At 65.4% G+C, this 12,270-nt stretch carries 13 protein-coding genes; 6 read left to right on the top strand and 7 right to left on the bottom strand.

Going from position 1 to position 12,270, the window contains the following annotated elements; all coding sequences use genetic code 11:
- Window positions 1-2 precede the first annotated feature (2 nt).
- Window positions 3-1,037, bottom strand: coding sequence for a TRAP transporter substrate-binding protein (locus tag P1U75_RS10765; protein ID WP_300243018.1), 1,035 nt, complete (start codon window positions 1,035-1,037; stop codon window positions 3-5).
- A 249-nt stretch (window positions 1,038-1,286) separates the two neighbouring features.
- Here P1U75_RS10765 and P1U75_RS10760 point away from each other — a divergent pair, with 249 nt between their 5' ends.
- The 3 genes from P1U75_RS10760 to P1U75_RS10750 all read left to right on the top strand — a co-directional run bounded on the left by P1U75_RS10760 (window position 1,287) and on the right by P1U75_RS10750 (window position 3,605).
- Complete coding sequence (locus tag P1U75_RS10760) at window positions 1,287-2,315, top strand: helix-turn-helix domain-containing protein (protein WP_300243016.1); 1,029 nt, start codon at window positions 1,287-1,289, stop codon at window positions 2,313-2,315.
- A 131-nt stretch (window positions 2,316-2,446) separates the two neighbouring features.
- A complete protein-coding gene (locus P1U75_RS10755; RefSeq protein WP_300243012.1) occupies window positions 2,447-2,989 on the top strand; it encodes a hypothetical protein in 543 nt (180 codons plus the stop codon).
- A 127-nt stretch (window positions 2,990-3,116) separates the two neighbouring features.
- A complete protein-coding gene (locus P1U75_RS10750; RefSeq protein WP_300243010.1) occupies window positions 3,117-3,605 on the top strand; it encodes an SRPBCC domain-containing protein in 489 nt (162 codons plus the stop codon).
- A gap of 5 nt (window positions 3,606-3,610) precedes the next feature.
- Here P1U75_RS10750 and P1U75_RS10745 read toward each other — a convergent pair whose 3' ends face one another.
- Entirely contained in the window at window positions 3,611-4,540 is a 930-nt protein-coding gene (locus P1U75_RS10745) for a helix-turn-helix transcriptional regulator (protein WP_300243008.1), read from the bottom strand.
- 55 nt (window positions 4,541-4,595) lie between these two features.
- On the bottom strand, window positions 4,596-5,372 hold the full coding sequence (locus P1U75_RS10740) for a DUF4386 domain-containing protein (protein WP_300243006.1): 777 nt from the start codon (window positions 5,370-5,372) through the stop codon (window positions 4,596-4,598).
- Between the two features lie 201 nt (window positions 5,373-5,573).
- Between P1U75_RS10740 and P1U75_RS10735 the strand changes: the two genes are divergently transcribed.
- Complete coding sequence (locus P1U75_RS10735; RefSeq protein ID WP_300243004.1) at window positions 5,574-6,302, top strand: SDR family NAD(P)-dependent oxidoreductase; 729 nt, start codon at window positions 5,574-5,576, stop codon at window positions 6,300-6,302.
- Between the two features lie 14 nt (window positions 6,303-6,316).
- Here the strand turns inward: P1U75_RS10735 and P1U75_RS10730 are convergent, their stop codons facing one another.
- The 4 genes from P1U75_RS10730 to P1U75_RS10715 are packed head-to-tail and all read right to left on the bottom strand — an operon-like array spanning window position 6,317 to window position 9,420.
- Entirely contained in the window at window positions 6,317-6,832 is a 516-nt protein-coding gene (locus P1U75_RS10730; protein ID WP_300243002.1) for a TRAP transporter large permease subunit, read from the bottom strand.
- The gene (locus P1U75_RS10725; RefSeq protein ID WP_300243000.1) at window positions 6,814-7,431 is read right to left on the bottom strand and encodes a TauD/TfdA family dioxygenase; all 618 of its coding nucleotides are present in this window, start codon (window positions 7,429-7,431) and stop codon (window positions 6,814-6,816) included. Before P1U75_RS10725 ends, P1U75_RS10730 begins: the two co-directional genes overlap by 19 nt.
- A gap of 43 nt (window positions 7,432-7,474) precedes the next feature.
- Entirely contained in the window at window positions 7,475-8,356 is an 882-nt protein-coding gene (locus P1U75_RS10720; RefSeq protein ID WP_300242998.1) for a LysR family transcriptional regulator, read from the bottom strand.
- On the bottom strand, window positions 8,353-9,420 hold the full coding sequence (locus tag P1U75_RS10715; protein ID WP_300242996.1) for a YeiH family protein: 1,068 nt from the start codon (window positions 9,418-9,420) through the stop codon (window positions 8,353-8,355). Before P1U75_RS10715 ends, P1U75_RS10720 begins: the two co-directional genes overlap by 4 nt.
- A gap of 533 nt (window positions 9,421-9,953) precedes the next feature.
- Here P1U75_RS10715 and P1U75_RS10710 point away from each other — a divergent pair.
- A complete protein-coding gene (locus tag P1U75_RS10710) occupies window positions 9,954-10,250 on the top strand; it encodes a helix-turn-helix transcriptional regulator (protein WP_300242994.1) in 297 nt (98 codons plus the stop codon).
- On the top strand, window positions 10,247-12,250 hold the full coding sequence (hyfB, locus tag P1U75_RS10705) for a hydrogenase 4 subunit B (protein ID WP_300242992.1): 2,004 nt from the start codon (window positions 10,247-10,249) through the stop codon (window positions 12,248-12,250). The genes P1U75_RS10710 and hyfB overlap by 4 nt, the downstream gene beginning before the upstream one ends.
- Window positions 12,251-12,270: the final 20 nt, after the last annotated feature.

Below are 12,270 nucleotides of genomic sequence, written 5' to 3'. Positions count from 1 at the left end.
GGTTATTCCTGCTCGGCGGCCTTGGACGCGGCTAGGATCTTGTCCACCCACATCTCGCCGTCATCGCCGATCTTGCGAACGATGGTGTCAATATAGGGCTGCTGACCCAGCGAGCGGAACTCCTCGATCTCGGCGTCGGTCGGGTAGTAGAAGGTCGCGCCTTCGGCCTCCATCGCCGATTGCACCACCAGCGAGCTCAGCAGCGACTGGGCATTGCCGACCCGGCCGCAAAGGTCGCCCGCCTGAAGGATCAGGGTCTGGTTGCTCGGCGAGAGCGACTGGAAGAACTCTTCGTTGATCAGGATCGGGTGCAGGTTATAGCTGTGGCGGGTGACGGTGACATGGGGGTTCACCTCGTAAAGCTTCTTCGAATACATCGAATAAAGCTCGGTATCATGCCCCTCTGCCATGCCCGATTGCAGCGAGGTATAGAGCTCGCTCCAGGTGATGGTCACGGTATTGGCACCCCAGGCACGGAACATCGCCAGCAGGCCGGGGTTTTCCGGCACCCGCATCTTTCTACCCTTCATGTCCGAGGGGCTGTGGATCGGCTTTTCCGAATAGATGTTGCGGAACCCGGCGCCCTCCGGCCAGGCCAGAACCCGCAGGCCGGTCTTCTTGAGAAAACTGTCGGCCAGCTCATCGCCCAGCGGCCCTTCCATCACCTTCCAGGCCGTCAGGCTGTCGCGGAAGACGTAAGGGATCTGGGTCACTGCGATCTCGGGCGCGAAAGGCACCATGATCGAGGTATAGGCGCCGACCATCTGAATCACGCCGGTCTGTGCCGATTCGATCATCGTCCGCGCATTGCCGAGCGCCCCGTCGGGGTGCACTTCGAGCTGGATTTCACCCGCCGAGGCGACCTCCAGATAGTTCTTCATCGCCGCCACGCAGGCGGTCCGGCCCGATCCGGGCAACCGCACGTCGCCTTCGGAGCTGTGGCCAACCTTGATCACGATCGGCTCGGCATTTGCGGTGCCCACCAATGAGCCGACGGCCATGGATACGCCCAGCGCCAGAGCTGCTAGTTTGTTCATTTTATTCCTCCCTGTTCCGTTCACTCCTCCTCAAGACCGTCCACCGGCAGCGCGGCACGAATGGGACCGTCCCAGCGACCCGGAACATGCGGCCGCTTTTTGAAAGGCTATTTTAAAAACTTTTTCCTGTCGATAGTTTTCCGACAGATCCGGACACCCCGCCGCCCGAAACGCGCCCGATACACTCGCGGAGGCCGACCGGATCGGCTATCGTGCCCGGAACCCGACCGGAGCCCTGCGCGAGGAAGAATGACCGCGATTCCACTACCTTGGCTGATCTCGATTTTCTCCCTGCTGATCGCCGCGATGGTATTGAGCCAGCCGCGCACGCCGGTCGGGGCGCGAATATTTTTTACCGCCGGACTTGTGGCCATCGCCACCGTCACCGGCTTTGTCGGGCTTCGCCTGGGGTATCAACTGGACGCGCTCGCGGTGGCGCAGCCCTATTTCGCCGTCCTCTCGGCACCCGCGCTCTGGCTCGGATTTTGCGCGCTGACGACGCAGGACGGCTGGCCGGGACGCCGACGACTCGCCCTGCACGGTGCCATCGTGCTGGCGGCCGAGATCGCCATCGCAATTCCCCTGCCCTGGTTCGCCGACGGTGTCCTTGTTGTCGTGAATGCCGTCTATCTTTCGCTTCTGGCGGGGATGTTGCGGCTTGGGGCGGAGGGTTTCGTACAGATTGCCCCGGAAAACGTACGATCCACCCGCATCGCCCTGGCCGCGACGATCGCCTTTCTCGCGCTGGTGCTTCTGACCGACGGGCTGATCGTGGTCGCGGCGCTCTCGGCCGGCGATACCGGCGCGATGCGGTTCCTGTCCGGCGCCTCGGGCATCGTTGCCGCGGCGGTGCTGCTGGGGGCGCTCATCGGCATTCCTCTGGCCCTGGGACAGGGGCCCTCCGAACCCGGCATCGGCCCGGCGACCGTGCCCCCCGATGACGGCGATCACGCGATCCTCGCGCAGTTGAAAGGGCTGATGGCCGACAGCCGGATCTACCAGGATCCGGGCCTGACGCTGGCGCGTCTCGGCCGCAGGCTGGGCTGCCCGGCGCGATCCATTTCCTCGGCGGTCAACCGCATCACCGGCGAAAGCGTCACGCGCTTTATCAACGGGTTCCGGGTGCAGCACGCCGCGCTGCTGCTCGAAACCACCGACCTGCCGGTGACCGAGGTGATGCTGGACGCCGGGTTCCTGAGCAAGTCGAGCTTCAATTCCGAGTTTCGCCGCGTTCTTGGCAAGACGCCCTCGGAGTACAGGAAAGCCTTTGGCGCCTGACCCGGCGGTTCGGAATCGCGTATCCGGACGTTCGCAATCCCGCATCCGGTCGCAAACGCTGCTGCGATGTCCTTTCTCGATCCTGCCGGCCCGTCGATGGGCGGGTCACCGTGATCGAGAAAGGAAAGACCATGAAGACATCAGGATTCAACGACGCCACCGCCTTTGCGCTTGCCGGCCTCATCTGCATCGGGGCGCTGTTTTCGGCCCCCGCATCACCCGCCGGGGCGGATGAGCCACAGGCCGCCGAGGCGACGGACCTGGCCATCGTGACGATCCCGACGCCACGGGCAGCGTCGCTGCTCAAACTGCGCGGCTATGCCGGGCTGGGCACGGCCGTGATCCGCTACAAGGGCTATTGTCACAGCATGGATGTCCGCTTTGTCGCCGGGGATTTCGGCGGGCCGGGCATCACCGCCATACGCCCCGGCCCGATCCGCATCCGGATAACCGACAGTGAAACAATTCACATGCTGTTCGCCGGCTACGACATTGTCAGCGACGCCATCGATGCCGGCTCCGATTTCACCATCACATCCGGCCTGTCCCAGTCCGATGCAGGTTTTGTCATCAACCCCGGCCGCAACTTTCTATCCGAGGTCTTCGGCCCCCGCCCGGTGCGGATTCCCTGCCGCGTGCTGGCCGCTAAGGACCGGATCGCGGCAGAGGGGTGAACCGACCCCAGGCGATCCCGGGACCGCTTGGCGCGATTTTTCAATATCGGAAGGGAAAATCGCGCCAATGTCCGGGCAACACGCAAACCCCTCAGACCCTGACATCCCGAACCGGAAAGGCCCTGACATGTCGCACCGCACCCTCTCCCTGCTTGCCCTGCCAGGCCTGATGCTCGGGGCCTGCACCACATTGAAACAGGTTGATACGAGGATCGAGATCGATGCGCCCCCCTGCGAGGTTTACGCCACCCTCGTCGATTTCGACGGCTATGCCGACTGGAACCCCTACCATGTGCGTGTTGCCGGCAGCGGCGTCGTTGGCGATCCGCTGGAGGTGCGCGTGTCGCGTCCGGACGGCGCGGTGGTTGATGTCCCGCATGTCCGGCTGCTCGAGGCGACCCCCTGCCGCAGCCTTGTCTGGGGCGGCGGGATACGCGGCGTGTTTCGCGGCGAACACCGGTTCGACCTGCACGAGCGGGCCGACGGCGGGACCCACCTGTCACATACCGAGGTGTTCAGCGGGCTGTTCATCGGCTTTGCCGATCTGCCGGTCGCGGTGCTGACCGAAGGATACAACCGCACCAACGAAGCCCTGCGCGCAGCCGTGGAACGGTGAACGCCCTAGCCCGCCCCCGGTTGCCCGCCGCGCGCCAGGGTGCGGAACACGCCGGGCGTCACATTGGCGGCGCGCAGGAAGTCGCGCTGGAAATGCGCCTGGTCGGCATAGCCACAGCAATAGCCGATTTCGGCCAGACCGACCTGCCCTTCGCTCAGGTATCGCGTCGCCACCCGCATCCGGGCGCGGCGCAGCACGCCCGAGAAGGTCCGCTGTTCGGCCGTGAGCCGCCGTTGCAGCGACCTCGACGACAGCGCCAGCAGGCGCGCCGCATCCGCGATTTTCCAAACGCGCCCGATATCCCCGGCCAAGGTATCCGCCAGACGGTCGCTGATCGGCCGGTGATCCGCCTCGCGCCCAAAGGCGGTATCGCCTTGCGCCTGTCCCGACCAGAGTATGCGAAAGCGGGAAACCGTCTGTTCGGGCGGAAGGTTGACCGCGCGCAACGCCTCAGGCGTATAAACGGCCCCGCCGATCTCCAGTCGGACCTGCTCCAGCCCGATCAGCGACGCGAGGCCCAGCAGCACCCCCGCGATCAGGCAGTTTTCGCCCTGAGAGGCCGGCGCGCCCTCGCTCTCGCGGATGCAGGCCCAGGCGTTTGTCCCATCCATCTCGATCCGGGTCCGGTGCGACGAATGGAAATACCGCTCAAGCCGCATCCATTTCCCGGCCAGGGTCTGCGGTGACTGGCGCCGCGCCAGAACGGAAAATGTCGGCGTCTCGTCCGCCCGTTTCAGGTGCTGGCCGACACTGAGCAGCAGGCCGGTCCCCTGCTCTGCCGCCACCCGGTCGACCAGATGCCGCTTGAGGCCATCGGGCAGAATCGCACCGTCCATCGGATCGGGCCGTTCAAGTTGCCGGACCAGGTGCGGCGCCTCGTCCTGCAGGACCCTGATCAGCAGGCTGACAAGGCCGGTCGTTGTGAACTCGGGCATCGGATTGTCCTGATCGCAGTCCGGCCGCCGCTGGGGCCCGCCGGTGTGGTTCCTATCACAGAAACGCAGAAACCGTCATTCCGGCAGCCAGCGCCGCGCTCACCCCGGCCAGAACCGGCCCCACGGCGGGAAACCCGCCCTTGCCGTTGCGCCGCCAGAGCATCGCCGCCAGCAGGATATGCCAGACCCCCAGAAGCGGAAATCCGAAATCGACCAGCGGGTCGAGCACGGCGCCGGAGACACCGATCTGTTCCCCCGCAAGCACCGCCATCAGCGCCGCCAGCCCCAGGCCGCCCCAGCCAAAGGCGCGGTGCAGACCCTCCTGGCGCAACAGCGCGGCGCCCATGGCGCCCAGCCAGATGGACCAGCAGATATTGGCAAGATGCTCGCCCACCAAAATGCCGGCGTAGTGGTTGAACACCCCTTCCAGCATCGCGGCCATCTGCATCTTTGCCGGATCGGCAGCCTCGCCCGCCAGCCAGGGGATCAGGATCACCCAGCGCCCGAAGCCGAGTGCCTGACAGAACCCGGTCAGCGTGCCGAAGACGAGCATGAGCAGCGCCGCGGTGGGCGCACGGTCGCGGAGCACCGGGTAGAGCAGGACCGAGATCAGGATCTGGCTGATCCCGGTCATGGTCAGCATCCAGTAGGTGGGCCGGATCACCGCGATGTTCGCCGAGAAGATGGCAAACCGCTCGGCGGCGGGATAGCGCAGCACCTCGGGGAAGTCGAACGCCGGTCCGAGGATCGAGATCCCGGCGAACATGGCCGCGATGTGAAGGATCAGAACCAGCGCCGCGGCGCGGTCGGGGGATTGGGTGCGGGTCACCATCGTGGCCTCCTGAAATGGGGTGATACGCAAGATCTGCGCCGTTTCGCGGGATAGGTATTGAACAATCACGCCAGCCTTCGCTCCGCCGGGCCAGCCGCCGCATCCGTGCGACGCCGCTACCCTGCATTTTGGCGCGATGGTTCAATCCCGCGGGCACGGCCGGGCCTAGATCACACGGAGACGGATCAAGGGAGGGCGAGGATGACGCCAAATGGAAAAGGACTGGCCGTGGTAACCGGGGCCAGCCGCGGGATCGGTGCGGCAATCGCGCGGCAGCTATTCGAGGAGGACCATGCGGTGCTGGCAATCGCGCGACACTTCGAAACGGGCGCGCTGCCGGACGGGGTGCGGAAACTGAGCCTCGATCTGGACCGGCCCGACTCCCCCGCCGGGATCGCGGCCGAGGTGGCGCGCCTGGAAATGCCGATCTCGGTTCTTGTCAACAACGCTGCCATCCAGCGCCCCGTTGACCTGACACAGCCGTTCGACGCGCAGCGCCGCGCGGACATCGAGGCCGAGCTGCGCCTCAACCTGCTGGTTCCGATCGCCCTGACCAACGCGCTGCTGGACCGGATGCAAAGGCCGGGGGGCACCATCGCGATGGTGACCTCGCTTGTCGCGCTGCACCCCAAGCCCTCGGCGCCGGTCTATTCCGCCAGCAAGGCCGGCCTTGCCTCCTTCACCGCCTCGCTGCGCCAGCAGATGCGCCCGCTCGGCCTTCGGGTGATGGAACTGGTGCCGCCGGTAGTGGAGACCGGCATGACGGAAGGCAGGGGCGGCAACAAGATGCGCCCGGAGGCGCTGGCGCTTGCCGTTGCCGAAGGGCTCGCCGCCGGGCGCGAGGTGGTCGCCCCCGGCCTGTCCAGAAAGGTCCGGTTGCTGAATCGCGCCGCGCCGGGCGTCGTGGCGCAGGTGCTGGCGCGCCACTGAGCGCGCCAGAGGTTTCACCGCGCCAGGAACAGCGACAGTTGCGGCACGAAGGTGATCAGCATGAACACGCCGAGGATGATCGCGACAAAGGGCTGAACCGCAGGACCGACGGTCTTGTAGTTTTCCCTGCGCGCGGTGATCGCCACCAACAGGTTCATCTCTATCGGCGGTGTCAGGAAACCGATCTCCAGGTTGACGACCATCATGATCCCGAAATGAACCGGGTTGATGCCAAGCGCCACGGCCGGCATCAAAAGCAGCGGCGCCAGGATCAGGATGGCCGAGATCACGTCGAAGAAGCAGCCGACCACCAGCAACAGAAGGTTGACCAACACCAGAAACAGAATCTTGTTCGAGGTCAGCCCGGTGACCCATTCGGTCAGTTCGTGCGACACCCGCTTGATCGTCAGCAGCGATTTCAGGCTCAGCGCAACGGCGATGATCGGAAACAGCATGCCCAGCATGCGCGTTGTGGAAATGGTGGTTTCCTTGGAATCCGCCAGGGCCGCGGTCAGCACCAGGCCCGGCACGACACCGTCAATGAACAGGTCCCAGATCGATTGTCGGAGGCCAGACCATAGATGATCAGCGGGATCGACGGCAAAATGACGATGCCCAGCCGCTTGTCTTCCGGCATCGCCGCGCCGAAGCTGGCCTCGATGCTGTGGTGCGCCTTGCGGCCGTCGATCTTTGCCTTGATGTCCTCGGGCAGCCGGGCATAGGCCTCGACCATGTTGACCCACATCGTGTCACCGCCCACGGGCGGGCATTCGACGCAGCCCAGCACGCAGCCCATCGGCGGCTTGTCGCGCCAGGCGGCGTCGGTGTGCCAGGCGTTCACGTAGCGATCGTTCGACGGGTCGGGCGATTTGTAGATGCGCGCCAGGCCGGGATTGTCCGGGTCGCTGCCCGCGACCGGGTGATCCTGGAGCCCGCCGAAGAAGCTGGTGAATTTCACATGATCGGGGCGCGAAACGACCAGCTTGCGCGATCCTGCGTCAAGCTTTTCGAAGAGGTTCTTCACATTCCATTTGATGGTCTCGTCGTGAACATCGAGAGATCGGGAGATTTCCTTGTTCGGCAGTCGGCGCGACAGATGTTCGGGCACGTCCCTTTCGCGCGGCGACAAGATGGCCGTTTCCCGCGCCGGGGACAACTGCCCTTTGCGACGGCTACGGGGCGTCGATCAATTCCAGGAACCGGCGTTCGGCCAGGGAAAGCCGCCGTTCCCGGTGATGGAGAACCCGGAATTCCCGCGGGGCAAGGTCAAACGGAATCCGGACGACCCGGCCGGTGTCGAAGGACACGTCGAGAACCAGCGTCGACAGAATGGTGGCCCCTGCACCGGCCTCGACAGCGGTGCGGACGGCTTCGTTGGAGGGAAGCTCGAGTGCCACATCAATCCGGTCCAGCGACAGCCCGTGATCGGCCAGCGCCGCCTCGAAGACCGCGCGGGTTCCGGACCCGGGTTCGCGCAGCACCCAGGGAACGCGGAGCAGGTCCTCGGGGTTTTCGGGCGGCGACGAGGCCCACGCATGACCGGGGGCGACGGCGAGCGCCAGGCTGTCGCCCGGGATCGGCTTCACACTGAGCGACGGGTCGGCAACCTCGCCTTCGGCAACCCCGATGTCGACCACAGCATCGCGGACGAGATCCTTGATTGTCGCGGTGTTGCCGGTGGTCAGTTCCAGGTCGAATCCGGGATAGGCGGCATGAAAGGCGGCCATCCGCCTTGGCAGCCAATAGCTCGCTACGGTCTGGCTGGCCGCCAGCCGCAACTGCCCCGTGCGAAGCCCGGCCAGGTCGGACAGGAGGCGTTCGGCCTGTTCCGCCCGCTTCAGGACAGCGCGGGCCTCGACCATGAAGAGCCGCCCCGCGCTGGTCAGAACGATCCGCCGCCCGACCCGATCAAACAGGGTCACCGAATGCCGGTTTTCCAGCGCGGAAATGGCGGCACTTACGGCACTTTGGGTCAGGTTCAGCGCCGTTGCGGCCCTTGTCACGTGTTCACGTTCCGCAACGGCAAGGAAAATGCGCAACTGTTCGAGCGTCATTCCACCATCAAAACCAGACCCAACCCGAAAAGGGAAATGAAAACCCAGCTTGCCGCCGCGAGCATCGCAGGGCGGGGCCCCTTGGCGGCCAGCCCGCCCAGGTGCGTCTGCAGCCCCATCGCCGCGAGCGCGACGGCCAGGAGAACCTGGGTTGCGACCCCGGCGACCTGTTTGACGTTGCCCTGCACCAGGCCTGTGCTGGCGATCCCGACCATCGCGATGAACCCGATGACGAACCAGGGCATCGGCGGCGCGGCGTTCCCGGCCACCTGCCCGCTGCGCCGCATGCGGCGCGCTTCCGCCATCCCGAGGGCCAGCACCACCGGGGCCAGCATCACCACACGTGCCAGTTTGGCGACGGTGCCGACCTCGCCGGCTTCCGACCCCATGGCAAAGGCCGCGCCGGCAACCTGGGCGACCTCATGGATTGTCGCCCCGGCCCACAGTCCGAACGTCGCAGGCGCCATGCCGGCCGCCGTGGCAAAGGCAGGCATCGCGACCATGGACAGGGTTCCGAAAACGGTGACGCAGGCCACCGCATAGGCGACATCCTCGTCATCCGAGCCCACCACCGTGTTCGCGGCGACCACGGCCGAGGCGCCGCAGATCGAACTGCCCGCCGCGATAAGCTTGGTCAGGCCGGTATCGACCTTCAGCAGCCGCCCCAGCCAGACCGTGAAGCCGAAGGTCGCGGCCAGCGTGAACAGGATAACGATCCCCCCGGCCCCACCGATCGCAACCAACTGGCTCAGCGTCAGTTGCAGACCCAGCAACACGATGCCGGCCCTGAGAACGCGCCTGACGCCGAATTTCACACCCTCGACAGCCCCCTGCGGTGTTCCGATCAGATTGTTGACTGCCATGCCCAGCAGGAGGGACAGGATCAGCGGGCTGATTGCGCCGATCCCCAGCACGGCTCTGAGCGCAAAACCCGCCCCGGCGATCGCAATCGAAAGCGCCAGACCGGGTATGATCCCTTGAAATGCGTTGCGCAGGACAGCGTTGCGCCCCGCGCGCCCGCCGGTTTCTGTGAATGGGGGAGTTCCTGTGTGAGCATGTTCCATCTGGACCGCCTCTGTTCAGTTTCGTTCGAGGTCGGTGGTTAGAAGATTGCGATTCACAAATCCAACTGGTTATTTTTCTCATTTCCATCACGAAAATCGATGATTTATGGTCGAGGTATGCCGCCTGCCCCTTTCAAAGCGGCGCCACAAGATCGAGACCGGTCGGTTGTGATGATCTCGGGGCTGGTCTTGCAGGTCTTGCAGGTCTGGGATGGGCCGGATTTCGTCGTGACGGGGGGGCGAATGAGCGCCCTGCCCCGCCTCAAGTCGAGAGTGTCCGGTAGGATCATTTTCAATCTGTCCGCACCGTCCCTGATCGCCGCATGGGCCGGTTCCGTCGCCAAAACCAGGCATCGATTTTACGTATCGGCCTGGGTGCGCAGCGCCTTCCCCTGTCGTGCGCATTGGGCAGGACTCGTCGGCGACGGCTTGCGGCGCTGAAGATCACTGTTGCTTTTTTACATCAATTATGATAATTTAAACATCTGTACAGATGTTCAAAAGCACAGACTTTCTGATCCCACGGACAAGACATGATCACGGGACCCCAGATCAAGGCAGCACGGATGCTTCTGGCGATCGACCAGAAGAAGCTGGCCGAGCTTGCCGGGCTTTCGGTGCCGACGATCCAGCGCATGGAAGCCAAGTCTGACACGGTCGGAGGTGCGGTCGACAGCCTGACCCGGGTGGTCGAGGCCATCGAACGCGCCGGCGTTGAACTGATCGGGGATGGCGCCCAGAGCCGCGGCGGGGGGCGCGGGGTAAGGCTGGTCCAACCGGCCGCAAGCTGGCGCACCGAAGATCGATCCACTTCCGGAGGCGGGGAATGATCGGGGCCGGTCTCACGATTGTCGGGCTTCTGCTGGTCCTGTCGCTTGCGGCCGCGGTCCTCCCGAACGGCCCGAAATCCCCGGTTGTCGTCTATGGGGCAAGCACGGCGCTCTGCAGCGTACTCGCGACCATCGGTTTCGCCGTGCTGGCGGCATCGGCTGACCCCGTCGGGCTGATCCTGCCGATCGGATTGCCCTGGCTGGGGGCGCATTTCCGGATCGACGGGCTGTCGGCCTTCTTTCTCCTGCTGCTCGGGATCGGCGGGGCCGCCGCAAGCCTTTATGCGATCGGCTACGGCCGGCACGAGCACGAGCCGCATCGGACCCTGCCATTCTACCCGGGGTTCCTCGGCGCCATGGCGGTCGTGATCCTGTCCGACGACGCCTTTACCTTTCTGTTGTCTTGGGAGGTGATGTCGTTGTTGTCCTGGGCGCTGGTGCTGACCCATCACCGCGCCGAGGACACCCGGCAGGCCGGTTACCTCTACCTGGTGATGGCCGGCTTTGGCACCATGGTCCTGCTCCTGGCCTTCGGCCTGATGGCGGGCAGCGGCGGCAGTTACGACTTTGCCGCCATCCGCGAGACCGGGCGGAACGAGATGCTTGCCGCCGCCGTGCTGATGCTGATGCTGCTGGGCGCGGGGTCCAAGGCCGGGCTGATGCCGATGCATGTCTGGCTGCCTGTTGCCCACCCCGCGGCGCCGAGCCATGTCTCGGCCCTGATGAGCGGGGTCATGACGAAAGTTGCGATCTACGGCTTCGTACGAGTCGTCTTCGACCTGCTGGGCCCGCTGCCCTGGTGGGCGAGCCCGGTGGTGATCGTGGCGGGCGCGCTCACGGCGGTGATTGGGATCCTGTTCGCCATCAACGACGGCGACGGCAAGCGGGTGCTGGCCTGGTCGACGATCGAGAATGTCGGGATCATCTTCGCCGGGCTCGGGCTCGCTGTCGCTTTCCGCGCCAACGCGATGCCGGGGCTGGCGGCGCTGGCGATGACCGCGGCGCTGATCCATGCCATGAACCACATGCTGTTCAAGAGCCTTCTGTTCATGGTCGCCGGCGCGGTGCTGAACGCCACCGGCCGGCGTGATCTCGATGCCCTCGGCGGGCTGATTCACCGGATGCCGGTCACCGCGGCCCTGGCGCTGGTGGGAGTCACGGCGATTTCGGCCTTGCCGCCGCTCAACGGTTTCGTGTCCGAATGGCTGATGTTCCAGTCGGTGCTGCAAAGTCCGCAACTGGCGCAGCCTGGGTTGCAGTTCCTCGTTCCCGCGGCGGGCGGTGTCCTGGCGCTGACCGCCGCTCTTGCCGCCACCGCCTTTGTGCGTTTCTTCGGGGTCATCTTCCTGGGCCGGGCGCGCAGCGACCCGGCGGCGGCGGCGAGCGAAGTGGATCGCTGGTCACTGGGGGCGATGGCCGGGCTGGCCGCGCTGTGTATCCTGGCCGGCGTGCTGCCCGGCCTCCTGATCGATTTCGTCGGCCCCGCGGTCGAGATCGCGTCCGGTGACCGGCTGGTATCGCAGACCTCAAACGCCTGGTTCACCCTGGTGCCGCTGCCGCAGATCGACAGCAGCTACAGCGGCTTCCTGGTCATGGCCTTTGTCGCGATCGTCGGTGGCGGTGCGGCCTGGACCGTGCACCGGATCGCGTCGCGCGGGGTGCGTCGTGGCCCGGCATGGGATTGCGGTTTTCCGAATGCCGATCCGATCACGCAATACGGGGCCGGAAGCTTTGCCCAACCGATCCGGCGCTCGTTCGGGCCGGTCGTCGCTGCGCGCGAGACGGTGTTCATGCCGCCGCCCGGAGATCCATCCGCCGCGCGCCACGCCGCCAGCACCACCGATCTGGCCTGGCGGCACCTTTACACCCCGCTCATCGCATTGGTCGGGGCCCTGGCGACGCGCGCCAACAGTCTGCAATTCCTCACCATCCGGCGCTACCTGAGCCTGGTCTTCGGCACGCTGATCCTCCTTCTGGTCGGTCTTGCGACATGGAACTGATCGGCAATCTCCTCCTGCAA

It is taken from the genome of Antarcticimicrobium sp. (genome assembly GCF_029212575.1).
In the GTDB taxonomy this organism is placed as follows: Bacteria; Pseudomonadota; Alphaproteobacteria; order Rhodobacterales; family Rhodobacteraceae; genus Antarcticimicrobium.
The sequence above is the reverse complement of the archived record's forward strand: the minus strand, read 5'-3'. Positions and strand labels throughout refer to the sequence as shown.

What these genes read in the sequence shown, in the direction of transcription:
- P1U75_RS10755 (WP_300243012.1), top strand. Translation starts at nt 2,447, where the DNA reads ATGAAGACATCAGGATTCAACGACGCCACCGCCTTTGCGCTTGCCGGC.
- P1U75_RS10760 (WP_300243016.1), top strand. Translation starts at nt 1,287, where the DNA reads ATGACCGCGATTCCACTACCTTGGCTGATCTCGATTTTCTCCCTGCTG.
- P1U75_RS10720 (WP_300242998.1), bottom strand. Translation starts at nt 8,356, where the DNA reads ATGACGCTCGAACAGTTGCGCATTTTCCTTGCCGTTGCGGAACGTGAA.
- P1U75_RS10745 (WP_300243008.1), bottom strand. Translation starts at nt 4,540, where the DNA reads ATGCCCGAGTTCACAACGACCGGCCTTGTCAGCCTGCTGATCAGGGTC.
- P1U75_RS10735 (WP_300243004.1), top strand. Translation starts at nt 5,574, where the DNA reads ATGACGCCAAATGGAAAAGGACTGGCCGTGGTAACCGGGGCCAGCCGC.
- P1U75_RS10765 (WP_300243018.1), bottom strand. Translation starts at nt 1,037, where the DNA reads ATGAACAAACTAGCAGCTCTGGCGCTGGGCGTATCCATGGCCGTCGGC.
- hyfB (WP_300242992.1), top strand. Translation starts at nt 10,247, where the DNA reads ATGATCGGGGCCGGTCTCACGATTGTCGGGCTTCTGCTGGTCCTGTCG.
- P1U75_RS10750 (WP_300243010.1), top strand. Translation starts at nt 3,117, where the DNA reads ATGTCGCACCGCACCCTCTCCCTGCTTGCCCTGCCAGGCCTGATGCTC.
- P1U75_RS10715 (WP_300242996.1), bottom strand. Translation starts at nt 9,420, where the DNA reads ATGGAACATGCTCACACAGGAACTCCCCCATTCACAGAAACCGGCGGG.
- P1U75_RS10710 (WP_300242994.1), top strand. Translation starts at nt 9,954, where the DNA reads ATGATCACGGGACCCCAGATCAAGGCAGCACGGATGCTTCTGGCGATC.
- P1U75_RS10740 (WP_300243006.1), bottom strand. Translation starts at nt 5,372, where the DNA reads ATGGTGACCCGCACCCAATCCCCCGACCGCGCCGCGGCGCTGGTTCTG.